Source organism: Falsiroseomonas frigidaquae (assembly GCF_012163145.1).
In the GTDB taxonomy this organism is placed as follows: domain Bacteria; phylum Pseudomonadota; class Alphaproteobacteria; order Acetobacterales; family Acetobacteraceae; genus Falsiroseomonas; species Falsiroseomonas frigidaquae.
This window is the reverse complement of record NZ_JAAVTX010000003.1, coordinates 629,934-655,192: the sequence shown is the minus strand read 5'-3', so window position 1 is coordinate 655,192 and position 25,259 is coordinate 629,934. Positions and strand designations below refer to the sequence as shown.

General features: G+C 71.0%; 26 protein-coding genes. 18 read left to right on the top strand and 8 right to left on the bottom strand.

The genetic code is table 11. The features are described 5' to 3' along the window. Nucleotides 1–92 precede the first annotated feature (92 nt). The 7 genes from HB662_RS12060 to HB662_RS12030 all read left to right on the top strand — a co-directional run bounded on the left by HB662_RS12060 (nucleotide 93) and on the right by HB662_RS12030 (nucleotide 8,099). Nucleotides 93–896: a gamma-glutamyl-gamma-aminobutyrate hydrolase family protein gene (locus HB662_RS12060; RefSeq protein ID WP_168049948.1), complete on the top strand. Its 804-nt coding sequence runs from the start codon at nucleotides 93–95 to the stop codon at nucleotides 894–896. A gap of 341 nt (nucleotides 897–1,237) precedes the next feature. Continuing rightward, nucleotides 1,238–2,266, top strand: a complete 1,029-nt coding sequence (gene speB, locus HB662_RS12055; protein WP_168049947.1) for an agmatinase — start codon at nucleotides 1,238–1,240, stop codon at nucleotides 2,264–2,266. 111 nt (nucleotides 2,267–2,377) lie between these two features. Continuing rightward, the gene (gene dnaN, locus HB662_RS12050) at nucleotides 2,378–3,505 is read left to right on the top strand and encodes a DNA polymerase III subunit beta (RefSeq protein WP_168049946.1); all 1,128 of its coding nucleotides are present in this window, start codon (nucleotides 2,378–2,380) and stop codon (nucleotides 3,503–3,505) included. Nucleotides 3,506–3,610: 105 nt separating this feature from the next. Continuing rightward, a complete protein-coding gene (locus HB662_RS12045; protein WP_168049945.1) occupies nucleotides 3,611–4,159 on the top strand; it encodes a demethoxyubiquinone hydroxylase family protein in 549 nt (182 codons plus the stop codon). Nucleotides 4,160–4,209: 50 nt separating this feature from the next. Then, entirely contained in the window at nucleotides 4,210–5,484 is a 1,275-nt protein-coding gene (locus tag HB662_RS12040) for an FAD-dependent oxidoreductase (RefSeq protein ID WP_168049944.1), read from the top strand. 22 nt (nucleotides 5,485–5,506) lie between these two features. Then, complete coding sequence (locus HB662_RS12035) at nucleotides 5,507–6,484, top strand: Bug family tripartite tricarboxylate transporter substrate binding protein (RefSeq protein ID WP_168049943.1); 978 nt, start codon at nucleotides 5,507–5,509, stop codon at nucleotides 6,482–6,484. A 4-nt stretch (nucleotides 6,485–6,488) separates the two neighbouring features. After that, nucleotides 6,489–8,099 carry an FAD-dependent oxidoreductase gene (locus HB662_RS12030; RefSeq protein ID WP_168049942.1) on the top strand — a complete coding sequence of 537 codons (1,611 nt, stop codon included), beginning with the start codon at nucleotides 6,489–6,491 and terminating at the stop codon, nucleotides 8,097–8,099. A gap of 3 nt (nucleotides 8,100–8,102) precedes the next feature. Here HB662_RS12030 and HB662_RS12025 read toward each other — a convergent pair whose 3' ends face one another. From HB662_RS12025 to HB662_RS12015, 3 genes are read right to left on the bottom strand one after another with little or no spacing between them, the layout of a single operon-like run. Beyond that, entirely contained in the window at nucleotides 8,103–9,392 is a 1,290-nt protein-coding gene (locus HB662_RS12025; protein ID WP_209443242.1) for a TRAP transporter large permease, read from the bottom strand. Then, nucleotides 9,389–9,892: a TRAP transporter small permease gene (locus HB662_RS12020; RefSeq protein WP_168049941.1), complete on the bottom strand. Its 504-nt coding sequence runs from the start codon at nucleotides 9,890–9,892 to the stop codon at nucleotides 9,389–9,391. Before HB662_RS12020 ends, HB662_RS12025 begins: the two co-directional genes overlap by 4 nt. Before the next feature lies 1 nt (nucleotide 9,893). Next, nucleotides 9,894–10,904, bottom strand: coding sequence for a TRAP transporter substrate-binding protein (locus HB662_RS12015; protein WP_168049940.1), 1,011 nt, complete (start codon nucleotides 10,902–10,904; stop codon nucleotides 9,894–9,896). Nucleotides 10,905–10,991: 87 nt separating this feature from the next. Here HB662_RS12015 and HB662_RS12010 point away from each other — a divergent pair, with 87 nt between their 5' ends. Continuing rightward, on the top strand, nucleotides 10,992–12,239 hold the full coding sequence (locus HB662_RS12010; RefSeq protein WP_168049939.1) for a M24 family metallopeptidase: 1,248 nt from the start codon (nucleotides 10,992–10,994) through the stop codon (nucleotides 12,237–12,239). Nucleotides 12,240–12,309: 70 nt separating this feature from the next. On the opposite strand, the gene HB662_RS12005 is transcribed toward HB662_RS12010, so the two are convergent. Together HB662_RS12005 and HB662_RS12000 are read right to left on the bottom strand one after the other, a co-directional pair. Further along, nucleotides 12,310–12,936, bottom strand: a complete 627-nt coding sequence (locus HB662_RS12005) for a fumarate hydratase C-terminal domain-containing protein (protein ID WP_168049938.1) — start codon at nucleotides 12,934–12,936, stop codon at nucleotides 12,310–12,312. Continuing rightward, entirely contained in the window at nucleotides 12,933–13,802 is an 870-nt protein-coding gene (locus tag HB662_RS12000; RefSeq protein ID WP_171970241.1) for a fumarate hydratase, read from the bottom strand. The genes HB662_RS12005 and HB662_RS12000 overlap by 4 nt, the downstream gene beginning before the upstream one ends. Nucleotides 13,803–13,878: 76 nt before the next feature. Here HB662_RS12000 and HB662_RS11995 point away from each other — a divergent pair, with 76 nt between their 5' ends. The 9 genes from HB662_RS11995 to HB662_RS11955 all read left to right on the top strand — a co-directional run bounded on the left by HB662_RS11995 (nucleotide 13,879) and on the right by HB662_RS11955 (nucleotide 21,869). Continuing rightward, on the top strand, nucleotides 13,879–14,817 hold the full coding sequence (locus tag HB662_RS11995) for a 2-hydroxyacid dehydrogenase (RefSeq protein ID WP_168049937.1): 939 nt from the start codon (nucleotides 13,879–13,881) through the stop codon (nucleotides 14,815–14,817). Between the two features lie 77 nt (nucleotides 14,818–14,894). Next, nucleotides 14,895–15,494 (top strand): glutathione S-transferase family protein, encoded by a 600-nt coding sequence (locus HB662_RS11990; protein ID WP_168050098.1) that lies wholly within the window; start codon nucleotides 14,895–14,897, stop codon nucleotides 15,492–15,494. Then, nucleotides 15,494–16,696, top strand: a complete 1,203-nt coding sequence (locus HB662_RS11985) for a CaiB/BaiF CoA transferase family protein (protein WP_456305471.1) — start codon at nucleotides 15,494–15,496, stop codon at nucleotides 16,694–16,696. The genes HB662_RS11990 and HB662_RS11985 overlap by 1 nt, the downstream gene beginning before the upstream one ends. Then, a complete protein-coding gene (locus tag HB662_RS11980; protein ID WP_168049936.1) occupies nucleotides 16,693–17,286 on the top strand; it encodes a carboxymuconolactone decarboxylase family protein in 594 nt (197 codons plus the stop codon). Before HB662_RS11985 ends, HB662_RS11980 begins: the two co-directional genes overlap by 4 nt. Continuing rightward, entirely contained in the window at nucleotides 17,283–18,134 is an 852-nt protein-coding gene (locus HB662_RS11975) for an amidohydrolase family protein (protein ID WP_168049935.1), read from the top strand. Before HB662_RS11980 ends, HB662_RS11975 begins: the two co-directional genes overlap by 4 nt. 40 nt (nucleotides 18,135–18,174) lie before the next feature. Next, nucleotides 18,175–19,164, top strand: coding sequence for a Bug family tripartite tricarboxylate transporter substrate binding protein (locus HB662_RS11970; RefSeq protein WP_168049934.1), 990 nt, complete (start codon nucleotides 18,175–18,177; stop codon nucleotides 19,162–19,164). Between the two features lie 4 nt (nucleotides 19,165–19,168). Next, nucleotides 19,169–20,137: a Bug family tripartite tricarboxylate transporter substrate binding protein gene (locus HB662_RS11965; RefSeq protein WP_168049933.1), complete on the top strand. Its 969-nt coding sequence runs from the start codon at nucleotides 19,169–19,171 to the stop codon at nucleotides 20,135–20,137. Beyond that, the gene (locus HB662_RS11960; protein ID WP_168049932.1) at nucleotides 20,134–21,102 is read left to right on the top strand and encodes a Bug family tripartite tricarboxylate transporter substrate binding protein; all 969 of its coding nucleotides are present in this window, start codon (nucleotides 20,134–20,136) and stop codon (nucleotides 21,100–21,102) included. The genes HB662_RS11965 and HB662_RS11960 overlap by 4 nt, the downstream gene beginning before the upstream one ends. Then, a complete protein-coding gene (locus HB662_RS11955; protein WP_168049931.1) occupies nucleotides 21,099–21,869 on the top strand; it encodes an enoyl-CoA hydratase/isomerase family protein in 771 nt (256 codons plus the stop codon). The genes HB662_RS11960 and HB662_RS11955 overlap by 4 nt, the downstream gene beginning before the upstream one ends. Here the strand turns inward: HB662_RS11955 and HB662_RS11950 are convergent. Then, nucleotides 21,856–22,926, bottom strand: coding sequence for a mandelate racemase/muconate lactonizing enzyme family protein (locus tag HB662_RS11950; protein ID WP_168049930.1), 1,071 nt, complete (start codon nucleotides 22,924–22,926; stop codon nucleotides 21,856–21,858). The genes HB662_RS11955 and HB662_RS11950 overlap by 14 nt on opposite strands. 65 nt (nucleotides 22,927–22,991) lie before the next feature. Between HB662_RS11950 and HB662_RS11945 the strand changes: the two genes are divergently transcribed. Continuing rightward, nucleotides 22,992–23,963: a Bug family tripartite tricarboxylate transporter substrate binding protein gene (locus HB662_RS11945; protein ID WP_168049929.1), complete on the top strand. Its 972-nt coding sequence runs from the start codon at nucleotides 22,992–22,994 to the stop codon at nucleotides 23,961–23,963. A 58-nt stretch (nucleotides 23,964–24,021) separates the two neighbouring features. Here HB662_RS11945 and HB662_RS11940 read toward each other — a convergent pair whose 3' ends face one another. Continuing rightward, nucleotides 24,022–24,480, bottom strand: coding sequence for a PaaI family thioesterase (locus tag HB662_RS11940; protein ID WP_168049928.1), 459 nt, complete (start codon nucleotides 24,478–24,480; stop codon nucleotides 24,022–24,024). Continuing rightward, nucleotides 24,468–25,205 (bottom strand): class I SAM-dependent methyltransferase, encoded by a 738-nt coding sequence (locus HB662_RS11935; protein ID WP_168049927.1) that lies wholly within the window; start codon nucleotides 25,203–25,205, stop codon nucleotides 24,468–24,470. Before HB662_RS11935 ends, HB662_RS11940 begins: the two co-directional genes overlap by 13 nt. Between the last annotated feature and the right edge of the window lie 54 nt (nucleotides 25,206–25,259).

Below are 25,259 nucleotides of genomic sequence, written 5' to 3'. Positions count from 1 at the left end.
AGCGGCAGGTCCGGTCTGCCATGCGTGGCACGCGCACCCATTCGGCCAAAGATTGACTTGAACCTGCCACGATGCGGCGTGAAGTTTGCACCATGCGCGCGATGGTCGGTATTTCCTGTTGTGTAAAAGCCTTTGGCCTGTTCGGTACGCCGAACCACGCCGCCTCGGACAGTTACGTCCGGGTCTCGCTCGGCCCGATCGGCGCCGTGCCGGTGCTGCTGCCGGCCGCCGGGGAAGCGCTGGTGCCGGATATCCTGCCGCGGCTGGATGGGCTGATGCTGACCGGCAGCCGGTCCAACGTGCATCCGGACCATTATGACGGCCCTGCCCATGCGGAGGGCACGCCGGAGGATCCGCAGCGGGATTCCACCACCCTGCCGCTGATCCGCGCGGCGATCGCCGCCGGCCTGCCCGTGCTGGCGATCTGCCGCGGCTTCCAGGAGCTGAACGTGGCGCTCGGCGGATCGCTGGACCAGCGTATCCAGGACCTCCCGGGGCGGATGGACCATTCCACGCCATCCGACCAGAAGCTGCCGGGCGTGCGCACCGGCAAGGCGCATGCGGTGCGCGTAGCACCGGACGGCCAGCTTGCCCGCATCTGGGCGGAGGCTGGGCTGCGCATCCGGCCGGAGGCGGTGCCGGTGAATTCCCTTCACAATCAGGGCGTCTGCCGCCTGGCCCCGCGCCTGGTGGCCGAGGCCTGGGCGCCGGATGGAACCGTCGAGGCGGTGCGCGTGGCCGATGCGCCGGGCTTCGTCCTCGGCGTGCAGTGGCACCCGGAATATGACTGGGAACAGGATGCCCGGTCCCGCGTGATCTTCGAAGCCTTCGGCGCCGCCGCCGCCGCCTGGGCCGCCGGGCAGCGGCCTGAAGCCACCCGCCGGGCAGCGGCCTGAAGTCACCCCGCCGGGCAGCGGCCTGAAGTCACCCGGCCGCGCAGCGGCCTGAAGGCACCCCGCCAGGCAGCGGCCTGAAGTCACCCGGCCGGGCAGCGGCCTGAAGTCACCCCGCCAGGCAGCGGCCTGAAACCAGCCAGCGCGCGGCGGAGTAGCCGCGCACACGACATGTTTTGCATGCCCGGCCCCCGGCGCGCTATCATGGCGAAGCCGGCCGACTATCGCCGGCGGACGATGCCCGGTTCCCCTGCCGGCTCGCCCGACCATTCCGATCGGAAGTAAACAGCGTGGCGCCCGGTCACCCCCCTGACCGGGCGCTTTGCGTTCAGGGAGGTGGCGGCATGGATGCGGAACGGCTGGCGGCGCTGCGGGCGCGGTTCGAGGGCACCGGCGGGTCGGAGGCCGAGGACCCGCTGTTCCGCCGCATCATCGAAAGCCAGTTCCAGGGCGACCGCCGCACCTGGCCCTTCGCCGGGCTCGCCACCTTCTGCGGTGCCCCGTTCCAGGCGGACCCCTTCACCAACCCGCCCGAGATCGGCCTGGTCGGCGTGCCGATGGATCTCGGCGTCACCAATCGCGCCGGCGCCCGGCTCGGCCCGCGCGCGATCCGCGCGGTGGAGCGCATCGGGCCCTATGAGCCCGCCCTGCACATGGCGCCGCTGACGGAGGCGCGCGTTGCGGATCTCGGCGACGTGCCGATGGCGTCCCGCTTCTCGCTGGATTCCTGCCACGCGGATATCGAGCTGCATTTCAAGGCGCTGCGGGATGCCGGCATCCGCACCGTGGCGGCCGGCGGCGACCATTCGATCAGCCTGCCGATCCTGAAGGCGCTCGGCGCCGGCCGGCCATTGGGGATGGTGCATATCGATGCCCATGCCGATACCGGCGGCGCCTATGAGGGCACGCGCTTCCACCATGGCGGCCCATTCCGGCAGGCGGTGCTGGAGGGCGTGCTGGACCCGGACCGCACCATCCAGATCGGCATCCGCGGCGGCGCCGGCTACCTGTGGGAATTCTCCACGGCCAGCGGCATGACGCTGATCCAGATGCATGAATTCTCCCAGATTGGCGTCCCGGCGGTGCTGGAGGTGGTCCGGAAAGTGGCGACCGGGCCGGTCTATGTCTCCTTCGACGTCGATGCGGTGGATCCGGGCTTCGCGCCGGGCACCGGCACGCCGGAGGTGGGCGGGCTGTCTCCCCTGCAGGTGCTGCAATTGTTGCGCGGCCTGGCCGGGCTGGATGTGGTGGGCGGCGATGTGGTGGAGGTGGCGCCGCAATACGATGCCGGCACCGCCACCGCGCAGATCGGCGCCCAGGCGATGTTCCAGATTCTCTGCCTGCTGGCCCGGGCGCCGTCCTTCAGGGCCTGAAATGGACGGAAGTCCGGCCCTTCAAAGCCTGATTCCAGCCTGTTAGACTACCCGCCCGCGCGGTGCGGGTAGGGGTCGGCCTGTCGCCGCCAGATTTCGGGAATCCAGGTCATGAAATTCACGGTGGACCGGGCGGTGCTGCTCAAGGCGCTCGCGCATGTGCAGAGCGTGGTGGAGCGGCGCAATACCATCCCGATCCTGGCCAATGTGCTGCTGGAAGCGCGCGAGGGCGGGCTGCGGCTGACCGCGACGGATATGGAGATCGCGGTGGTCGAGGACGTGCCCGGCGTGACCGTGACGCGCGCCGGCCGCACCACGGCCCCGGCGGCCACCCTTTTCGAACTGGTCCGCAAGCTGCCGGACAGCGCCAAGCTGGAACTGGACCATCCGGGCGGCGATGCGCAGATGACGCTGCGCGCCGGTCGCTTCGACGCCAAGCTGTCGGTCCTGCCGGTGGAGGATTTCCCCTCCATGACCGAGGGCAAGCTGCCGCATCGCTTCGGCATCGGCGCGGCCATGCTGCGCGGGCTGATCGACAGCACCCGCTTCGCGATTTCCACCGAGGAAACGCGCTACTACCTCAACGGCATCTACATCCATGCGACGGAGGCCGGCGGCACCAAGGTGCTGCGCGCCGTGGCGACGGATGGCCACCGCCTGGCCCGCGTCGAGGAACCGCTGCCGGATGGCGCGGATGGCATGCCGGGCGTGATCGTGCCGCGCAAGACGGTGAACGAGCTGCGCAAGCTGGCCGAGGAAGTGACGGATGAGATCGCCGTCGCGCTGTCCGACACCAAGATCCGCTTCACGCTGGGCGCGGTGCAGCTGACCTCGAAGCTGATCGACGGCACCTTCCCGGAATACGAACGGGTGATCCCGCGCGGCAACGACAAGGTGCTGAAGGTCAAGAAGAACGACTTCGCGGCGGCCGTGGGCCGCGTGGCGGGCATCAGCAGCGAACGGTCGCGGCCCGTGAAGCTCTCGATCGACCGCAACCACCTGCTGCTCTCCGCCGCCAGCGCCGAGCTTGGCCAGGCGCAGGAGGAACTGGACGGCGATGTGGTGAGCTATGAGAGCGGCCCGCTCGAGATCGGCTTCCAGGCGCGCTACCTGAACGACATCACCGACCAGATCGCCGAGACGGTGGAGTTCCGCTTCTCCGACGGCTCCGCGCCCACCATCGTGACGGACAGCGCGAAGCCGGAAGCGCTGTATGTGCTGATGCCGATGCGGGTCTAGCACCCGGAAAGCCCTCTCCCCCCGACGGGGGGAGGGTTGGGCGAGGGGAGCCGCGCCAGGCCGGGCGCTTGCCGCTGCGGCGATGCGGACCATTTCCGGTCCATCATGACCCATCCGCGTCCCGCCCCATCCACCGCCGACCTGCCTGACTGGCTGGTCGGCGAATTGCGTTCCGACCATGCCGGGGAAACCGGCGCCGTGATGATCTATCGCGGCATCCTGGCCTTTGCCCGCGACCCGGCGATCCGCGATTTCGCGCAACGGCATGGCGCCACCGAACAGGGGCATCTGGACCTGCTCGAAGGGTTGCTGCCGCGAAACCGGCACAGCCGGCTGCTGCCGATATGGCGCGTGGCGGGCTGGCTGACCGGGGCGCTGCCGGCGCTGGCCGGCAACCGCGCCATCTATGCCACCATCGATGCGGTGGAGACCTTCGTGGACCACCACTACCAGGCGCAGATCGACCGGCTGGATGCGGAGCGCATCCTGCCCGAGATCCGCGCCCTGCTGGCGCAGTGCCAGGAGGAGGAGGTGGAGCATCGGGACGAGGCGCGGGAGGCCGCCGATGGACCACCTGGCGCCTTGCTGCGCGCCTGGGCCTGGCTGGTGGGAAGCGGCTCCGCTGCCGCCGTCCATGCGGCGCGGCGGATTTAGCGGCGCGCCCCACCCCTGACGCCGCGCGGCGGGCGGCGTAAAGAACCGCCATGGATCTTGCAGCGGATATCCTGGTCGCCGGCGGCGGCATGTCTGGCACCATGGCGGCGATCGCCGCGGCGCGCGCCGGCGCGGATGTGCTGCTGGTGGAGCGCTTCGGCTTCCTGGGCGGCGCCGCCACTGCCGCGGCCGTCGGCCAGTTCGTCGGCTGGGAAACCGCCGCCGGCCGCCGCGTGGTGGCCGGGCTGGCGGAGGAGGTGGTGGCGCGGCTGCAGGCACTCGGCGCCAGCGACGGCCATACCCACTTCACCATGTCCACCGGCCACCGCATGGACCGCGTCTGCTACGACCCGGAACTGCTGAAGCCGGTGCTGGACGCCATGGCGGCGGAAGCGGGCGTGCGGCTGCTGTTCCACACCGCCATCCTCGGCGCGGAACGCCAGGGCCGCGCCATCGCCTCGGTCGATCTGCTGACCAAGGCGGGTGTGTGCCGGGTGACGCCGCGCCTGGTCATCGATGCCAGCGGCGACCTCGACCTGCTGGCGCGGGCCGGAGCGGAGTTCCTGCCGCTGCAGCCGGGGCAGGTGATGCAGCCGGCAACCGCCATGTTCCGCTTCGGCCCGATCGATCTGCCGGCCTTCGACGCCATCCCGCCCGAAACCCTGGCCGCGCTGGCGCAGCAGGGCGTGGCGGAGGGCAGGCTGGCGCGCGCCGCGCTGCATGCCAGCCGCATCGAGGGCACGGCCGATGCCTGGTTCAATATCGGCCGCCTCGCCTTCGATGCGACGGACCCGCTGGCGCTCTCGGCGGCGGAGGTGGAGGGGCGGCGCCAGTCGCTGGCCGCCGCCGGCTTCTTGCGCGACCTGGTGCCGGGTTGCGGCGCGGGCCGCATCCAGGCCTTCGCGCCGCAGGTGGGCGTGCGCGAAAGCCGCCGCATCCACGGCCTGCATGTGCTGGAGGAGGCGGAGCTGCGCGACGGCGAGCCCTTCGCCGACCGCATCGCCTGGGGCGCCTATCCCATGGACATTCATCCGGCCAAGGGCGCCGGCCTGCATTTCGAAGGGTTCGGCGCCGACCACGCCTATGCGATTCCGCTGCGCGCGCTGCTGCCGCGCGGCTTCGACAATGTGCTGGTGGCCGGGCGCGGCATCTCGGCCAGCCACAAGGCGCATGCGGCGATCCGGGTGATGCCGATCGTCATGGCGATCGGCCAGGCGGCGGGGATCGCCGCCGCCATGGCGGCGCCCGGCAATGCGGCGCCGGCGCAGATCGATGTGGCCAGCCTGCAGGACGCGCTGCGCCAGGGCGGCGCGCATCTGCCGTGAGGCGTTTTCGGGGGGACAGGACATGACGGACAAGAAGCTCATCACGCGCCGGCTGGCGCTGGCAGCGGGCGGCGCGCTGCTGGCAAGCGGTGCCCGGGCGCAGACGCAGGGCTGGCCGACGCGGCCGGTCCGCATCATCGTGCCCTTCGCAGCCGGCGGCCCGGCCGATGCGCTGGCCCGCATGCTGGCCGAGATTTTTGCCCCGCAGCTCGGCCAGCCCGTGGTGGTGGAGAACCGCGCCGGCGCGGGCGGCATCCTGGGCACCCAGGCGGCGGCCCAGGCGAATGACGGGCATACGCTGCTGTTTGGCAGCGTCAGCATGACCATCGTGCCGCATCTGCAGCCGCAGCCGCTGGCCTATGACGTGGTGCGGGATTTCGTGCCGCTCGGGCTGGTGGCCTCCACCCCCTTCGTGCTGGTGGTGCCCGTGGCCTCCGCCTTGCGCAGCGTGGCGGATGTGGTGGCGGAGGCGCGGAAGGGCGGCATGGCGGCGGCGAATAGCGGCCATGGCACCATCTCCCACCTCACCGCCGAGATGTTCGGCGAGGCGGCGGGCGTGCGGATCGAGCCGGTGGTCTATCGCGGCGAGGGCGTGCTGATGCCGGACCTGCTGAATGGCGCGGTGCCGATGGGCTTCCTGACCCTGTCCACCGTGCTGCCGCAGATCCAGGCCGGGCGGCTGCGCGCCCTGGCCATTGCCGGCGCGGCGCGGCTGGCGGTGCTGCCGGATGTGCCGAGCCTGGCCGAGCAGGGTTTCCCGGGGATCGAGGCGGATGGATGGCAGGCGCTTTTCGCGCCGCGCTCGGTGCCGGAGGCGGGGGTGGACCGGCTGGTGCCGCTGCTGCGCGATGCGGTGGCGAGTGCCGCGCTGCGCGAACGCATCACCGGCTTCGGCGCCATTCCCGGCACGCGGGATCGCGCAGCCTTCGCGGCGATGTTCCCGCAGGAATACCAGCGCTGGGGCGCGGTGGTGCGGGCGCGCGGCATCCAGGCGCAATAGCGGCGTGGACGAGGCCTATGATGCGGTGGTGCTGGGCAGCGGCGCCGCGGGTCTGACGGCGGCGCTGACCGCGGCGGTGGCGGGGCTGCGCGTGCTGGTGCTGGAGAAGATGGACCGGCTCGGCGGCACCAGCGCCATGTCCGGTGCCGGCACCTGGATTCCCGCGAACCACCATGCGGCGGCAGCCGGCATCACGGACAGCCCGGAGGAGGCGCTGGACTATATCCGCGCCGCGGCGCCGGAGGGCTGGGCGGCGACGGAGGATGGGCTGTGGCAGCGGCTGGTGACGGCCGCGCCGGCCATGCTGCGCTTCGTCGAGGCGCATTCGCCGCTGCGTTTTCGGCTGACGCCGGAGGGCGATCCGTTGCGAACCCTGCCGGGCGCCAAGCCGCGCGGGCGCATGCTGTCCCCCCTGCCGCTCAGTCGCTGGCGGGCGGGGCGCTTCGCGTTTCGTATCCGGCGGTCGACCATCCCGGAAATCTTCACTTATCACGAGGCGGTGGAGACGGACCTGTATCACCACCCCTATCGCACGGCGCTGAAGCTCTGGCCGCGGCTGGCCTGGCGGCTGCTGGCGAATAGCCGCGGCAAGGGCACGGCGCTGGTCACCGGGCTGGTTCGCGGCTGCCTGGATGCCGGCGTGCGGATCGAGCATTCGGCGCGGGCGGTTCAGCTTCTGCAGGATGAGACGGGGGCGGTGACCGGCGTGGTGGTGGAACGGCGCGGCCGCCGCCGGACCATGCAGGCGCGGCGCGGCGTGGTGATCGCGACCGGCGGCTTCGAATGGGATGCGGCGCTGCGCGCCCGGCATTTCCCGGGTCCGGTGGATTATCTCGGCAGCCCGCCGGGCAATGAGGGGGATGGCCACCGCATGGCGCAGGCGGCCGGCGCGGCGCTGGCGCATATGGACCAGGCGACGCTGACGCCCTCCGTGCCCGTGCGGCATGAGGGGCATCTGATGGCCCGCCCCGTGCCCTTCCATACCGAACCCAACGCCATCCTGGTGAACCGCCACGCCGTGCGCTTCGTCAACGAACTGGTCTTCAACATCGGCGAGGCGATGGATGCGCGCGACGAAGCGGGCCAGCCGGTGCACCTGCCCTGCTGGGTGATCGCCGATGCGCGGCTGCTGGACCGGCTGCCGCCGGCGCGCTGGGCGGCGAAGGATGATGCGGGCTGGCTGCACCGAGCAGCGAGCGTGGCGGAGCTGGCGCGGAAGATCGGCCTGGACCCCGCCGCGCTGGAGGCGACGGTTGCGCGCTACAACGCTGCCTGCGCGGCGCAGAAGGATGCCGATTTCGGCCGCCCCTCCGCCGCCGATGCCGCGGCCAGCGGCGACAAGCGGCGGCGCGGCGGGCTGGAGGCGCTGGAGAAGGCACCCTTCCTGGCGATGCCCTTCAACCGCGCCATCCTCGGCACCAAGGGCGGGCCGCGCACCAATGACCAGGCGGAGGTGCTGCGGCCGGATGGCAGCGTGATCGCCGGGCTCTTCGCCGCGGGGGCGTCGAGCGCCAATCCGCTCGGCACCCGCGGGGTTGGCACCGGCACCACCATCGGCCCCTACATGGCCTGGGGCCATGTGGCGGGGCTGCGCCTCGCGCAGCGGAATGCGTGAGGGTCAGCCGAAGGCGACGGAGGGCAGCCAGGTGGCGATGCCGGGAAACAGGCAGAGCAGCGCCACGCCGGCCAGCAGCGCGATCCAGTAGGGCAGGGCGGCCAGCGCCGCCTCGCCCAGCTTCACCTCGCCGCCGGTGATGCCCACCAGGACGAACAGGTTCATCCCGACGGGCGGGGTCAGCATGCCGACCTCGATCATCAGCGTGACCACCACGCCGAGCCACACCGCATCGAACCCCACGCCGGTCAGCAGGGGGAAGACCAGCGGCAGGGTCATGATCATCATCGACAGCCCGTCGAAGAACATGCCCAGCAGCAGATAGACCGCGACGACGACCAGCAGCAGCAGCCAGCGCGACAGGCCCCATTCCGCCACCGTCGCCAGCAATTGCTGCGGCAGGCCGAGAAGGCTGATGGCCTGGGCCAGCACCAGCGCGCCGATGAAGACCATGGCGATGACGGCAAAGGTCCGCACCGTGCCGAGCAGGGCGGCAAGGCAGCCGCGCCAGGTCAGCTCGCCCAGGGTGAAGCCCAGCAGCAGGGACGCCGCGACGCCCACCCCTGCCGCTTCCGTCGGCGTGGCGAGGCCGGCAAACAGGCTACCGAGCACGGCGACGATCAGCACGATCAGCGGCAGCACGCCCGCCAGCCCGCGCAGCGCCTCGCCCAGCGCCACGCGGCGTTCGGCCGGGGCGAATTCCGGGTTGCGCAGGGCGGCCACCAGGATCCAGGCCATGAACAGCCCGGCCATCATCAGCCCGGGCAGCAGCCCGGCAAGGAACAGCCGCCCGATCGAGGTATCGGTCAGCGCGCCATAGATCAGTAGCGACAGCGAGGGCGGGATCAGCAGCCCCAGCGTGCCGCCGGCCGCCAGTGTGCCCACCGTCTGCGCCGGGTCGTAGCCGCGCGATTTCAGCTCCGGATAGGCGACCGAGCCCACGGCGGCGGCGACCGACATCGAACTGCCCGAGACGGCGCCGAACACCGCGCAGACCGCGATGTTGGTATGCAGCAGCCCGCCCGGCAATCTCGCAAAGATCGGCGCCAGGGCGCGATAGACGCCGCGCGCCAGGCCCGAGGCCACCAGCAATTCGCCGAGCAGGATGAACAGCGGAATCGCCGTCAGCGTGAACTCGTTCAGCGTGTTCCAGACGGTCTGCACGCCGATACGCGTGGACCCCCCCGCAAAGAAATGCAGGATGGCAAAGCCGGTCAGCCCCAGCGCCGCGCCCAGCACGGCGCCCGACAGCACGGTCGCCGTGACCATGCCGAGAAGGAAGGTCCAGATCACAGATGCTGCGCCTTCTCCGCCGGCGGTGGCCGCAGCGCCGCCCAGGCGGCGACCAGCCCGGTAAAGGCCAGTCCCGCCGGCGCCAGCGCCACCCAGGGGCCGAGCGGCAGCCGCGCCTGTTCGCTCATCAGCGACAGCCGCCAGGTGAATTCCGCGAGGCCATAGCTCTCCCAGGCGAAGATCGCGCAGAAGGCCACCATGATGAGCTGGCCGATCACCCAGGCGATGCGCCGGCCGAGCGGCGGCAGCCGGTCCGTCAGCAGCGTCACCCGGATATTGGCGTTGCCGGCCATGGCGAAGGGCAGCGCCAGGAAGGCCAGAGCCGAGAGCAGCAGACCCGCCAGCTCCTCGGTGAACCAGAAGGGCGCGGCAACCGCGTAGCGCATCACCACCGCCGCCACGACAAGTCCCAAAATGCCCGCGCAGGCCGCCGCCGAAAGGGCGAGCAGCGCGCGCGATATCCCCAGCAGGACCCGATCGACCTTTAGCGCAACTGGCAAGTCAGTTCGCGCCCAGCGCCGACTGGATGCGGGCGCGCCAGGCGGGGCCCTGACCGCCGGCCTCGCGCATCAGCGTCTCCCAGGTCCCCATGGCCGCGGTGCGGATCGCCTGCTGCTCGGCCTCGGAGAAGGTGGGGTGGAAGGTCACGCCCTGGCCGCGCAGCCGCTCCCGCGACGCCTCGTCATCCGCCGCATCCTGCTCGAAGCGGGCGCTGCGCTGCTCGATGGCGGCGGCGGAGGCCTGCAGCGCCGCGCGGTTGTCCGCCGACAGCGCCCGGAAGCGCGCCTGGTTGGCCAGGATGATATAGGGCGTGGGCGGGAAGGCGAAGCCGGTGCTTGTCGCGTGCTTCGCCACCTCCTGCAGGCTGATCGTGTGGACGATGCGCGGCGGGTACAGCGCGCAATCCACCACGCCGGTCTGCATCGCCGCATAAAGCTCCTGCTGCGGCACGATCTGCGCCGCGACGCCGAGCGCCCGAAAAGTCTCGACCTGCTCCCGCGATCCGACGCGCAGTTTTACGCGGCGCAACTCCTCCAGCGTGCGGACCGGGCTGCGGCAGAAGATCGCGGCGTCCAGCAGGCCCAATTGCATATAGCCCACCGGCTCGATGTTCCAGCGGCGGATGCCCTGGCTGAGGCTTTCCTGCAGCGCCGGCATCACGCGGGTGAGTTCCTGCGCGTTGCGGATCAGGCCGAAGACCAGGATGGAGGACATGGCGGCATCGTCGCGGCCCAGGAAGGGCGGCCAGATGAAGCTCATCTCCGGCGTCGCGCCCTGCATGGTCCGCAGCATGTCCGCGTCCCGCAGGTTCATGGCATTGCCCTCGAAGACATTGAGGGTGAAGCGGCCATTCGTCCGGGTGCGCAGGTCCGCCGCGAGGTCGCGCACATGCTGGCTCTCGATCCGCGTCGGCGCGTAGCTGTTGTGGAAGCGCCATTCCACGTTCTGGGCCTGCGCCGTGCCGGCCAAGCTGAACAGGGCGGTCATCGCGCCCAGCATCCATTTCCGCATCTTTGCCACTCCCGCCAAGGTTGCGCGGACGATAGGGGGCGGAACGCGGCGTTGACAACGCCTGCCCTGCAGCCTCGCATGCGGCCCATGGCAGGACAGATCGACCGGGCGCGCGCGGCGCGGCTGATGCAGGCGGCGGGGCTGGATGCGCTGGTGCTGGCGGCGCCGGAGAGTTTTCGCTGGGCCACCGGTGCGCCGGCCGGCGTCGCGGCGAACTGGCGCCGCCTGGGCGCCGCCATCGCCGTGGTGCCGGCCGACCCGGCGCTTCCGGTGGGCGCGGTGGTGAGCGACCTGTTCGCCGGCCCGGTGGAGGCTGCCGGCTGCGCGCCGCTGGTCCGCCACCCCATCTGGCCGGAAACCGCCGATCTGCGGCCCTACCTGGACGAGACGGGCGACGCGGCCGCCTGGGTGGCGCGCGCCACCGCCGCCCGCCCGCCCGGCTTCACCCGCCCCGCCACCTTCGACCGCGCGGCGGCGCTGGCCGGGCTGCGCCAGGTGCTGGCCGCGCAGGGATTCGGCCATGCCCGGCTGGGAGTGGAGCTTTCGGCCGTGCCGGCGGCCGACCTGCCGGCGCTGGAAGCGGCCTGCGCGCCGGCCGGGCTGCAGGATGCCTCCCTGCTGGTGGAGCGTTTGCGCGCCCATAAGTCGCCGGCCGAGATCGCCTGGTTGCGGGAGGCCGGGCTGATCACCGAGGCTGCGCTGCTGTCGCTGATCCCGGAAATCCGCGCCGGTGCGACGCGGGACGGGCTCGGGCAGCATTTTCTCGAATTGGTGCGGCAGGTGGCGAAGGTGCGCGGCACCGGCGGCGTCACCGCCTGGGAATATGTCGGCTTCGGCGCCTCCCCCTGGGCCAGCCCGGGGGTGCTGGGGCGGGGGGATGTGGTGAAGGTGGATGTCGGCGCGGTGGTCGGCGGCTATTCGGCCGATCTGGCACGCACCTTCACCTGCGGCCCGGCCAGCCCGCCGGCGCGCCAGGTGCATGCGGCGCTGCGCCAGGCCTTCGAGGTGGGGCTGGCGATGTTCCGCCCCGGCGTGGCGCTGCGCGACATCCATGCGGCCTGCCTGGGCGCGATGCATGAGACGGGCTTCCCGAGCTATGCGCGCGGCCATTTCGGCCACGGCCTCGGCGCCTCCATCTGGTCCGAGGAGTTTCCCTATACCGCCGCCGACAGCGACGTGGTGCTGGAGGCAGGGATGGTGATGGCCTTCGAACTGCCCTGGTACCTTGACGGGCTCGGCGGCTTCATCGTGGAGGATATGCTGCTGGTGACGGAGGCGGGCGCCGAGACCCTTGCCGGCGGCGGGCTGCCGCATGCGCTGGTGGAGCTGGGGTGAAAGGGGCTCGTGGTGGGGCTTGGCGGTGCCCCCCACCCAACCCTCCCCCCCAAGTGGGGGGGAGGGCTTTCTAGCTGGCCCGGTCGCGGTCGAGCTGCGCCAGAATCTCCGGCATGCGGTCCTGCGCCTGGGCGGAGAGCGTCTCGAACAGGCTGTTGCCATGCGCGTCGATGCCGACGGTGACGGGGCCGAGGCCGTTCACCGAAAGCCGCACCAGGCGGTAATGCGCGACCAGGTCATTCCAGGCCACCGCCTTCACCCCGGTGATGGCGCCCGAATGCAGCGGCGCGCCGCCGCCGAGGAAGGAGAGATAGACGCAGCCCACTTCCTGCATCGCCTCCCGGCAGGCCGCATCCAGCCCGCCCTTGCCGCCCACCGCGGTCAGGCCGAAGTGGCGGATCAGGCGAGGCATGATCGGGTTGAAGCGGGTGCTGGTGGTGGGGTTCATGTACAGCACCTCCAGCCCGCCATCGGCCGTGTCCTGGCTGTAGCTGCCGAGATGCAGCAGGGATCCTTTGCGGATATCGATGGGCGGGTCGCGCCCCTCATCCGCGCAGGCCAGGATGCGGTGATGCGTTGGCAGGCCGGCGGTGATGGTGATCTCGCCATCCAGCAGGATCATGTCCCCGGCGCGCAGGCTGCGGGCATCCTCACGCGTCATCGGCATGCGGATGCGGCGATATTCGGGAAGATTCATTCCATGCGCTCCACGGAGCCATCGGCATGGATGCGCGCGCGGGTGCGGCGGTTGATCCAGCAGTTGAAGCAGACCGCGACCGGCGTGTAGCCATGGCCCGCGCTGTAGTCGACATGCACGGCGAGCGCGGTGGTGTCGCCGCCGGTGCCCATCGGGCCGAAGCCGGTGGCGTTCACCGCACGCAGCAGCCGTTCCTCCATCGCCGCCAGCACCGGCTCCGGGTTCGTGCTGCCGATGGCGCGGTAGGTGGCCTTGCTGGCGATCTTCGCCGCCACGTCGAAGCTGCCGCCGATGCCGACCCCGATGATCACCGGCGGGCAATGCTGGGACCCCGCGGTCATCACCGCGCGCATCACATAGGCCTCGATATCCGCGAGGCTGGGGAAGCTGAAGGTCTCCGCCTGCGCCCAGCGGCCGGAGCCGAGCGCCTTGGGCTGGCAGGCGATCTCGATCCAGTCGGCGCCGGATTCCACCTCCCACGTCACCAGCGGCATGTCCTTGCCCTGGTAGCCGCGTTCATTGGTCAGGGGGTTGGTCACGTGCTTCAGCAAGGGCGGCTGGATGCGGCCGACCAGCTCCGAAAAGCCTTCGGTGATGGCGGCCTTGATGTCACCCTCCCACCGCGCCTGCGCGCCGATGGTCACGCGAAAAACCGGCACGCCGGCATCGGAGCAGACGAAGCGGTCCGTCTGCTCGGCGCGCAGGGCGGAACCCAGCATGATCTCCAGCACACGTTGTGCCCCCTCATGCGTTTCCGTGGCCCGCGCACGGCGCAGCGCGTCCTTGGTGTCGTCGGGCACACGGCGCAGCGACCAGTCATACAACTGGGCGGACAGCGTCTTCACGGCGTCCTGGGTGATCGGCATGGCGGACAGGCTTTCCTTCCCCAAAAAGGTCATTACCCTGGCCTTTCAGGTATCATACCCCCACAGGACACGTCCCATGCAAGCCACCCAGGCCGAATCCCTTCTGGTGATGACTGCCGTCCCCGCCGATCTGCGCCAGGCGCTGGAGGCGACGGGCAACCGGCTGGTGGACCTCTCCAGCCTGCCGCCGGGGCCGGTGGCCGGCTTCCGCATCGGCGTGACCAGCGCCATGGCCGGCTGCGACGCGGCGATGTTCGCCCGGGTGCCGGAGATGCGGATGCTCGCCAGCACCGGCACAGGGCTGGATCGCATCGACCTCGATGCCGCCCGCGCCCAGGGCTGCGCCGTGCTGAACACGCCGGATGTGCTGACGGAAGACACGGCCGATTACGCCATTGCGCTGCTCTATGGCATCGCCCGGCGCGTGGTCTATGCGGATGCCTTCGTCCGCTCCGGCGCCTGGGCCAAGGGCCGCGCGGAATCCGGCACGCGGCTGTTCGGCAAGACCTGCGGCATCTTCGGCCTCGGCCGCATCGGCGCGGCGGTTGCGAGGCGGGCGCAGGGCATCGGCATGAAGGTGCTCTGGTCCGGCCCGCGGCCGAAACCGGAGGCGCCGTGGGGCTATGTGCCCTCCCTCGCCGAACTGGCGGAGCAGTCCGACGTGCTGGTCATGTGCTGCCCGGGCGGGGCGGAAACCGCAGGCATCGTGAACGCAGAAATCCTGCGGAAGCTCGGCCCGGCCGGCTTCCTGATCAACATCGCCCGCGGGTCCGTGGTGAATGAGCCGGCGCTGGTCGCCGCGCTGCAGGACGGCACCATCCGCGGCGCCGGCACGGATGTCTTCGCCTCCGAGCCCGTGCCGGACCCGGCCATGCTGGCCGCGCCTAACCTGGTGGTGGCGCCGCATTATGCCTCCCTGACGCGGGAGACGCGGGTGGATATCGTGCGGATGATCGCGGATGGCATCGCCGCCTTCCAGGCGGGCCGGCCGCATCACGACGCGACCCGGGCCTAGGCCCCTGGACGGCGCCCTCCGAACCGGCTTAAGGTCATAGAGCTGACCTAAGCTTTCCGGGGGAAACAACCGTGTCCATGCTGCTGCACTGGTCGCCGCGCTCGCCCTTCGTGCGCAAGGTGATGGTCTTCGCGCATGAGACCGGGCTGGCGGATCGCATCGTCACCACCCGCACGGCGGTGGCGATGACCAAGCCGCACCAGGCGCTGATGGCGGAGAACCCGCTGAGCAAGATCCCGACGCTGCGCCTGGAAGATGGCAGCGTGCTCTACGACAGCTTCGTCATCTGCGAATACCTCGACACGCTGCATGGCGGCCCGCGGCTGATCCCGGCCGAGGGCCCGGCGCGTTTTGTCGAATTGCGCCGGCACGCGCTGGCGACGGGCTTTCTCGATCTGCTGATCCTGTGGCGGAATGAGCGGGACAAGCCGCACCCGCTGCCGGAATTGCTGGACTCCTTCGCGGTGAAGGCAAAGGCGGCGCTGGCGGCGGTGGAGGCGGAGATCGACGACATCCCGATGGGGCTGGCGAAGATCACCCTCGGCGTGCTCGGCAGCTACCTGGATTTCCGCTTCGCCGACATCGACTGGCGCGCCACCTGCCCGCGCTTCGCCGCCTTCCACGCGGATTTCGCGCAGCGGCCCTCGATGCTTGCCACGCCGGTGGCGGAAGGCTGATGGGCCCGCTTTCGCATCTGCGCGTGCTCGATCTCGGCCGCATCATGGCCGCTCCCTGGGCGACCCAGGTGCTGGCCGACCTCGGCGCCGACGTCATCAAGATCGAGCGCCCCGGCGCCGGCGACGATACCCGCGCCTGGGGCCCGCCCTTCCTGAAGGACGCCGATGGCAATCCGACGAAGGAAGCCGGCTACTTCCTGGCGGTCAATCGCGGCAAGCGCTCCGTCACCATCGACATCACCAAGCCTGAGGGCCAGGCGGTGGTGCGACAGATCGCGCAGACCGCCGATATCGTGGTGGAGAATTTCAAGGCCGGTGCCCTGTCCCGCTACGGGCTGGATGCCGCCAGCCTGCGCGCGCTGAAGCCGAGCCTGATCTGCTGTTCCATCACCGGCTTCGGCCAGGACGGCCCGCGCCGCGACCAGGCGGCCTACGACTTCATGATCCAGGCCATGGGCGGGCTGATGAGCGTGACCGGCGCGCCGGAGACGCCGCCGCAGAAAGTTGGCGTGCCGATCGTCGATCTGATGACCGGCATGTACGCCACCGTCGCCATCCTGGCCGCCGTTGCGCGGCGGGCGGAGACGGGGCAGGGCGAGACCATCGACCTTGCCATGCTGGACGTGCAGGCGGCCTTCCTGGCGAACCAGGCGATGAACCACTTTGTGGGTGGCCGCGTGCCGCAGCGGGCGGGCAACCGCCACCCCAATATCCAGCCGCAGGATGTGTTCCCGGTCGCCGACGGCTTCGTGGTGCTCGCCGTCGGCAATGACGGGCAGTTCGGAAAACTGTGCCAGGCGATCGGGCGGACGGAATGGGCGACGGATGCGCGCTTCATCCGCAACGCCGACCGCGTGAAGAACGAGGCGCTGCTGACGCCGCTGCTGACGGAACGCTTCGCCGATTTCACCCGCGCCGAGCTGACCGCGCTGCTGGATGCCGCCGGCGTGCCCTGCGGGCCGATCAACACCGTGCCAGATGTCTTCGCCGACCCGCAGGTGGTGCACCGGCAGATGCTGCGCGACCTGCCGCATCCGCATGGCAGCGTGAAACAGGTGGTCAGCCCGATCCGCCTGCAGGATGCCCCGCTTGAATTCAACCGCCCGCCCCCGCTGCTCGGGCAGCACACGGCGGAGGTTCTGGCGGAATTGGGATTGGATGACGCCGCGCGTGCGGCCCTGGCCGAAAGTGGCGTGACATGAAGCCCCGCATTCCCCTGCCCACCCGCGACGATCTGGACGAGGCGCAGCGCGCGGTCTGGGACAAGGTCGTCTCCGGCCCGCGCGGCCAGGTGATCGGCCCGCTGCGGGCGGCGATCCACAATGCGGAGCTCGCCGGGCGCTGGTCCGCGCTGGGCGAATCCCTGCGCTTTTCCACCAGCCTGCCGAAGCGGCTGTCGGAACTCGCGATCTGCGTCACCGGCCGCCGCTGGAGCGCGCAGGTGGAGTGGTTCGTCCATGCCCGCGTCGCGGCGGAGAACGGCATCGCGCCCGCCATCCTGGACGCGATGCGCGAAGGCCGCCCGCCGGTCTTCGACAAGGCAGATGAGCGCCTGGTCTATGAATTCGCTCGCGCCCTGCAGCAGGACGGCCGCGTGCCGGATGCGACCTACCAGGCGGCGGTCGAGGCCTTCGGCGTGAAGGGCGTGGTCGAGCTGACGGCGCTGGTCGGCTACTACACCATGGTGTCCATGACGCTGAACGCGCATGGCGTGCCGCTGCCGGATGGCGAGTCCCCGCCGCTGACGGCGCCGGAGCAGGGGCTGTTCACCCTGCCGGAAGCCGCCCCGTGACGGTGGACGCGCCCGCAGCCTCCCGCCCGCGGCATGCCGTGCCGGCAGGGGCCTGCGACACGCACACCCATGTCTTCGATACGCGCTTCCCCGCAGGGCCGGCGCCCTATGCGCTGCCGCGCGCGGACCTTGCGACCCATGCCGCGATGCGCGCCACCATCGGCACGCCGCGCGCCGTGCTGGTGCAGCCGGCGCCCTATGGCCGTGACGCCGCCTGCCTGCTGGACGCGCTGGCCCGCAGCGAAGGCACGCTGCGCGGCGTGATGAGCGCGGATGAGACGGTGACGGACGCCACCCTCGCCGCCTGGCACGAGGCCGGGGTGCGGGCGCTGCGCTTCGTCGAGATGCAGGCGCCGAACGGTGCCGGCCGCTATCCCGGCAGCATCGGCGCGGAGGCACTGCGCGCGCTGGCCCCACGGCTGCGCGAGCGGGGCTGGCAGGCGCATCTCTGGGCCGGCGCGTCGCAGTATGCCGAATTGCTGCCCGCGCTGATCCCGCTCGGTCTGCCGCTGGTGCTGGACCACCTGGCGATGCCGGATGGCGCGGCGGACCCGGCCTTCGGCGCGGTGCTGGAGCATCTGCGGAATGGCGATGTCTGGGTGAAGATCACCCTGTGCCGCGTGCCGCGCGGCGGCGCGCCGATCGACAGCCTGCGGCCGCTGCAGGATGCGCTGGTGGCCGCAAATCCCGCGCGTCTTCTATGGGGCTCGGACTGGCCCTATGTGCGGATGACGCCGGCACCCGATGCGGGCGCGATGCTCGACCTGTTTCTCGACTGGCTGGGCGACGAGGCGCTCGCCCGCCGCATCCTGGTGGAAAATCCGCGGGAGCTGTTCGGCTTCGACTGATAACGACAACAACGACAACAACGACACGGAGGAAACAACAATGAACATCACCCGCCGCACCGCCCTCGGTTCGCTTGGCCTGGGCACCCTCGGCCTCGCCGCGCTGCCGCAGATGGCCCGCGCTCAGGCGGCCTTCCCGGACCAGCCGATCCGCATGATCGTGCCCTTCGCCGCGGGCGGCCCGGCCGATTTCATCGCGCGCGTCACGGCGCGGGTGATGTCCGAACGCCTGGGCAAGCCCATCGTGGTGGATTCCCGCGCCGGCGCCGGTGGTGCCATCGGCGTGGATGCGGCGGCGAAGGCGCGGGCGGATGGGCACACCGTGGTGATGGCCAGCTCCGGCGCCATCGTCATCCTGCCGCACCTGCAGCGCAGCATGCCCTATGACGTGCAGAAGGATCTGGCGCCGATCAGCCAGGTGCTGGCCGTGCCGCAGATCATCGCCATCGCGCCGAATCTCGGCCCGAAGAACCTGGCGGAGCTGGTGGCGATGGCCAAGGCGCGGCCGGGCCAGCTTTCCTTCGGCTCCGCCGGCGTCGGCTCCTCGCTGCACATGGCGGGTGAATTGCTGAAGATCCGCGCCGGCATCGACATCGTCCACATCCCCTATCGCGGCGCGGCGCCGGCGGTGACGGATCTGCTGGCCGGGCGCATCCAGATCCTGGCGGCGGATGTGCCGGCGCTGCTGACGCATGTGCGGGCGGGCAGCGTGCCGGCACTGGCCGTCACCTCCGCGGAACGCCTCGGCATCATGCCGGACCTGCCCACCGCCATCGAGGCCGGCGTGCCGAACATGATCAGCGAGACCTGGTACGGGCTGCTCGGCCCGGCCGGCATCCCGGCCGATCGCCTGGCGGCGCTGGCCAGCGCGGCGCAGGCGGCCCTGGCGGATCCGGAGACGCGCCAGGCGCTGATCAACCAGGGCGGCCGCGTGGTCGGCAGCAATCCGGACGATTTCGCGAATTTCATCCGGCAGACCTCCTCCACCTGGGCCGAGGTCGTGCGCGCCAACAACATCACCCTGGATTGAGCCGATGAACCGCAGAACCCTTCTGGCCGCCGCCGGCGGCCTGCTGGCCCTGAGTCGTTCGGCCAGAGCGCAGCAATGGTCGCCCTCGCGGCCGATGCGGCTGGTGGTGCCCTTCGCGCCGGGCGGCGCGGCGGACACCGTGGGCCGTCTGCTGGCGGAACCGCTCGGGAGCATGCTCGGCCAGCCGGTGACGGTGGAGAACCGCCCCGGCGGCGGCACCACCATCGGCGCCGTCAACGTCGCCCGTTCGGCGCCGGATGGGCTGACGCTGCTCTATGCCACGCCGAATGTGCAGATCCTGAACCCGCATCTGATGCGGAACCTGAGCTACGACCCGCAGGCGGATTTCACGCCGGTGATTGCGGTGCTGCGTGCGCCAAAACTGCTGGTGGTGCGGCCGGATTTCCCGGCGAACGACGTGGCGGGGCTGATCGCGCTCGGCAAGTCGAAGGCGGATGGGCTGACCTTCGCCAGCGCCGGCGTGGCGTCTTCCGGCCATCTGGCCGCGGCGATGTTCGGCCAGATGGCGGGGCTGGAGATGCTGCATGTGCCGTTCCGCGGCACCGCTCCGGCGACGCAGGATGTGATGGCCGGGCGCGTCGACTTCATGATGGACAACATCGCCACCCTGCTGCCGCTGGTGCGCGATGGACGCATGAAGGCGCTCGGCGTCTCCACCGCGGAACCCGCCGCGGCGGCGCCGGACCTGCCGCCGATCGGCCGCACCCTGCCGGGCTTCCACGATGCCAGCTTCAACTACATCCTGGCCCCCGGCCGCACGCCGCCCGAGATCATCGCGCGGCTGAACGCGGCGCTGAACGAGATCCTGGATTCGCCGCCGCTGACCAGCCGCTTCGACATCCTGGGGATCGAGAAGCTGGGCGGCACGCCCGAAGCACTGGCCGCGATGGTGCGGGAAGAACATGATCGCTGGGGCCCGGTGATCGAGCGGGGAGGCATCCGCATCCAATGAGCATGACCCGACGCGGCCTGCTGGCCGCCAGCCTGGCCGCACCCGCCCTGGCGCAGGCACAGGCGCAGGATTTCCCCGCCCGGCCGCTGCGGCTGATCGTGCCCTATGCCGCAGGCGGGTCCGCCGATGCCTCCGCCCGCATGCTGGCGGAGGCGATGGCCGGGCCGCTCGGCCAGCCCGTGGTGGTGGAGAACCGCCCGGGCGGGGCGGCGACCATCGGCGCGCAGGCCGTGGCCCGCGCCGCGGCGGATGGGCATACGCTGCTCTACGGCACGCCGGCGCCGCAGATCATCAGCCCGCACCTGATGCGCAGCGTGCCCTACGACCCGATCAAGGATTTCGCCCCGGTCTCGGGCTACAAGCGCGCGCCCAATCTGCTGGTGGTGCATCCCTCCGTCCCGGCGCGAAACCTGGCGGAGCTGATCGCACTCGCCAAGGCGCGGCCGGGCACGCTGACCTTCGCCTCCTCCGGCGTCGGCTCCTCCTCCCACCTGGCGGGGGAGTTGCTGAAGTTCATGGCGCAGATCGACATCACCCATGTGCCCTATCGCGGCACCTCCGCCGCGCTGACGGATCTGCTGGGCGGCACCGTCTCGATGGCGCTGGATACGCTCTCCGTGCTGCTGCCGCAGGCGCGCGACGGCAAGCTGCGCGCGCTGGGCGTCACCACGCCGGCGCGGTCGAAGCAGGCGCCGGATGTGCCGGCGATCGCGGAGACGCTGCCGGGCTTCGATGCCGCGCCCTTCAACTACATCGCGGCCACCGGCGGCACGCCCGCGCCGGTGGTGGCGAAGCTGAACCAGGTGATCGTCGCCATCCTGCAGCGCCCGGATTACCTGGCGCGGATGGAGGAGCTGGGCGAGGAGGCCACACCTTCCACGCCCCAGGAATTGTCGGCGACGATCGAGCGCGAGAGCGCGCGCTGGAAACAGGTGATCGAGGCGGCAGGGATACGCGTGGAATGAGTTTTTCGACCATCAGGCTGGACGTCGCCGATTTCGTCGCGACGGTGACCATCGACCGCCCCCCCGTGAACGCGCAGAACGGCGCGTTCCGCGAGGACATTGTCCGCGTTTTCGACGAGCTGCATGACCGCGACGACGTGCGCGCCGTCGTGCTGACGGGATCCGGAAAAACCTTCTCGGCGGGGGCGGATCTGAAGGACCGGCCGGACCGCAGCGCGCCCGGCGCCTTCCCGCGCCACAACCGCCTGGTGCGCGCCGGCTTCGACTGCGTGCTGGAATGCGAGAAGCCCGTGATCGCCGCGGTGAACGGTGCCGCCATCGGCGCCGGCTGCGTGCTGGCGCTGTGCTGCGACATCCTGGTGGTGGCGGAGGAGAGCTTCATGTCCATGACCGAGGTCGATGTCGGCCTCGCGGGCGGCGTGAAGCATGTGCGCCGGCATCTCGGTGAATCCGATGCGCGGCTGATGATCTACACCGCGCGCCGCATCACCGGGCCGGAACTGTACCGGATGAACGCGGCCTCGGTCTGCGTGCCGCGCGACAAGGTGGTGGAAGCGGCGCAGGCCATCGCCGCGGAGATCGCCCAGAAGGTGCCGCTGGCGGTGCGGGCGGCGAAGCGCAGTTTTCGGGTGACGGAAGACCTGCCGCTGCATGAGGGCTATCTCTACGAGCAGTCGCAGACCGTGGCGCTGGCCTCCACCGAGGACACGCAGGAGGCCCTGCGTGCCTTCGCGGAGAAGCGCAAGCCCGTCTTCAAGGGGCGATGAGATCGAGCCCCGTGCCGGGCGCATCCGGCACGGCCACGCTGCCATCCACAACAGGGTAAGGCGCGAAGGGGTCATCGAGCAGATGGGCGTGTTCCGCGAGTTCGGAGGAATGCTCCAGATGCTTGAGCGAGGCCGCCAGGTGGCTGGTGAAGGCCTGCAGCAGCCCCGGCCCGAAGCTGGCGCCGAAGCGCACGCCGATGCCGGCGGCCTCGCAGATGGCGATGGCCGCCAGCGTGTCCCGGATGCCGCCGATCTTGGTGGGCTTCAGGTTCATCACATCCACCATGCGCGTGCGCGCCAGGCGGGCCACATCGGTGAGCGAGGCGGCGCTTTCATCCGCCTCCACCGGCACGCCGAGCCGTGCCGTCAGCAGCGCCAGCCCGTCCCAATCGCTCGCCGGCACCGGCTGTTCGACCAGCGCGATGTCGTGGACGCAGATGCGCTCGAACAACTGCAGAAAACCCTTGGCGGAATAGGCCTGGTTGGGGTCCAGGGAGAGGCGCACCGCCGGCCCCACCGCGGCGCGGATCGCGGCCAGCCGCGCGGCATCCAGCGCCGGATCGCCGCTGAACTTCACCTTCAGCGCGCGATAGCCTTCCGCCACCAGGGCGGCGGCCTTCTCCGCCATGCCCTCCGGCGGCTTCAGCGCCAGCAGGCGGGCGCAGGGGATGCGGTCGCGGAACCGGCCGCCGAACAGGGTGCCGACGGGGATGGACAGGCGCCGCGCCAGCAGGTCGTGCAGCGCCATCTCCACCCCGGCCCGCGCGCCCGGCGCATGCACCAGCGCCGCGCCCATCGCCTCCGCATGCGCGGCGAGGTCGGCCAGCGGGCGGTCCTTCAGCAGTTTTTCGTAATGCGCGACGGCATGCGGCAGCGCCTCCGGCAGGCCGGTGACGAGGGCCATGGCATGGCCATAACCGAAACCCTCCGCGCCATCCGTGTCGCGCACGCGGATGATCCAGCCGCGCACATTCGGGATCGCGCCGCGGGCGAAATTCCAGCTCGGGTCTTCCTGGCGCTGCACGCAGGGAAGCGTTTCGATCGATGCGATGCGCATGGCGGACTTTCCTGTTTTGCCGAGTGTGGAAGCCGCGGCGCGGCGCGGGAAGAGGGAGGAACACCATGATCAGGACGACACGGCGCATGCTGCTGGGGGCCACGCTGGCCGCGCCCGGCCTGGCTCGCGCGCAGGAGGGTTGGCCGCAGCGGCCGGTGACGCTGGTGGTGCCCTTCGCGCCCGGCGGGCCGGTGGACAATGTGGCACGGCCGGTGGCGGAGGGGCTGCGCCGGGCGCTGGGCCAGACCGTGATCGTGGAGAACCGCGCCGGCGCCGGCGGGCTGGTCGGCACCCGCGTGGTCGCGGCGGCGCGGCCGGATGGCTACACGATGCTGGTCGGCTCCCCCGGCCCGCTGGTGATCGCGCCGGCCGCAGGCGCCGCGGATGCGCCGGACCCGCTGCGTGCGCTGGCACCCGTGGCGCTGATCGCCGACAGCCCGCAGATCCTGGCGGTGACGAACGACCTGCCGGCGGCGGACCTCGCGGCCTTCGTGGCGCTGGCGCGCAGCCGGCCCGGGGCGCTGAATTTCGGCTCCGCCGGCATCGGCACCACGCCGCATCTGGCGATGGAATTGCTGGGCCAGCTGGCGGAGATCCGGCTGGAACACGTGCCCTATCGCGGCACCGGTGCGGCGCTGCCCGATGTGATCGGCGGCAAGATCGAGGCGCTGTTCGGCGACATCTCCGCCCTGCTGCCTCTGGTGGAGACGGGCCGGGTGCGGGCGCTGGCGATCACCGCCGATGCGCGTTCACCTCTCGCGCCGTCCATCCCGACCACGGCGGAGCTCGGCCATCCGGCGCTGGTGGTGCGTAACTTCCAGGCGCTGCTGGCCCCCGCCGGCACGCCGGATGCGATCCGGCAGCGCATGGCGGAGGCCCTGGCGGAGGCACTGAAGGATGAACAGGTGGGCGCGGCGCTGGTCCGCATCGGCGCGCAGCCGGCCAGCAGCGGGCCGGCGCATCTGGCGCAGTACCTGGCGGCGGAACGCGCGACCTGGGAGCCGGTGATCCGCCGCATCGGGCTGCGGCTGCAGTAAGCATTTTCAGGCCTTGCGGCTTGGTAAGGCGACTCGGAAAATGCGCCAAGGCAACGCCTCAGCGCGCCTCGGGCGCGGCGGCCATCATCGTCGCCATCATGCTGGCGGCGAGGGTCTCGGTCCCAGCCGCGTCGCGAACAAAAACATCGGCGCGGCAGAAGGTGAGGCTGCGGCCGGGCTTCACCACCTCCCCCCGCGCCACCGCCACCAGGCCGGATGCGGGGCGGAGGAAGCTGACCTTGAACTCCACGCTCAGCACCTCGCCCCCCGCCGGCAGCAGGCTCATCGCCGCGAAGCCGCAGGCATTGTCGGCCAGCGTGGTCAGCACGCCGGCATGGAACAGGCCGTGATGCTGGGTCAGGCCGGGGGCGAAGTCGGCCTCGATGGTGCAGCGCCCGGGCTCCAGCGCCACAAGGCGGCCGCCCAGCGTGGCCATCAGCCCCTGGGCGGCGAAGGCGGCTTCGATGCGGGTCCGGAAATCCGGGTCCCGCGCCGTCGTCGGCACTACAGGCGCCATCCCGAATGGATCGCCACAATGCCGCCCGAGAGGTTGCGATGCGCCACGCGCTCCAGCCCGGCCTCGCGCATCATGTCCTCCAGCGTCTCCTGGTCGGGGAAGCGGCGGATGGATTCGGCCAGGTATTCGTAGCTGTCGCGGTCCTGCGCCACGCGGGCGCCGATCTCCGGCAGCACCTTGAAGGACCAGATGTCGTAGACCTTCGCGAGGGGCTCGATCGCCACCTTGGAGAATTCCAGGCAGTGGAAGCGCCCGCCGGGGCGCAGCACGCGCCGCGCCTCCCGCAGCACCGCCGCCTTGTCCGTGCAGTTGCGCAGGCCGAAGGCGATGGAGACCTTCTCCACGGACCGGTCGGGCAGGGGGATGTGCTCGGCGTCGACCACGGCGAAATCGAGGCCCGTGACAATGCCGCGATCCAGCGCCCGCTTCTGGGCGACTTCCAGCATGGCCGGGTTCACATCCGTCAGGATGACGCGCTTCGCCCCACGCGCCAGCGCCCCGAAGGCGATGTCCCCGGTGCCGCCCGCCAGATCCAGCAGTGTTTCCCGCGGCGATGCCGCGATGGAACTGACGAAGATGCGCTTCCAGATGCGGTGGATGCCGAGCGACATCAGGTCGTTCATCAGGTCGTAGCGGGGGGCCACGCTCTCGAACACCTCCCGCACCATGGAGGCCTTCTGGGCGCGCGGCACCTCGCGGAAGCCGAAATCGGTTGTGTCGCTCATCGTCCCATCCTGCCCCTTTGGCGGGTGCCTTGCCAGTGGGGCGCCCGGACGCGA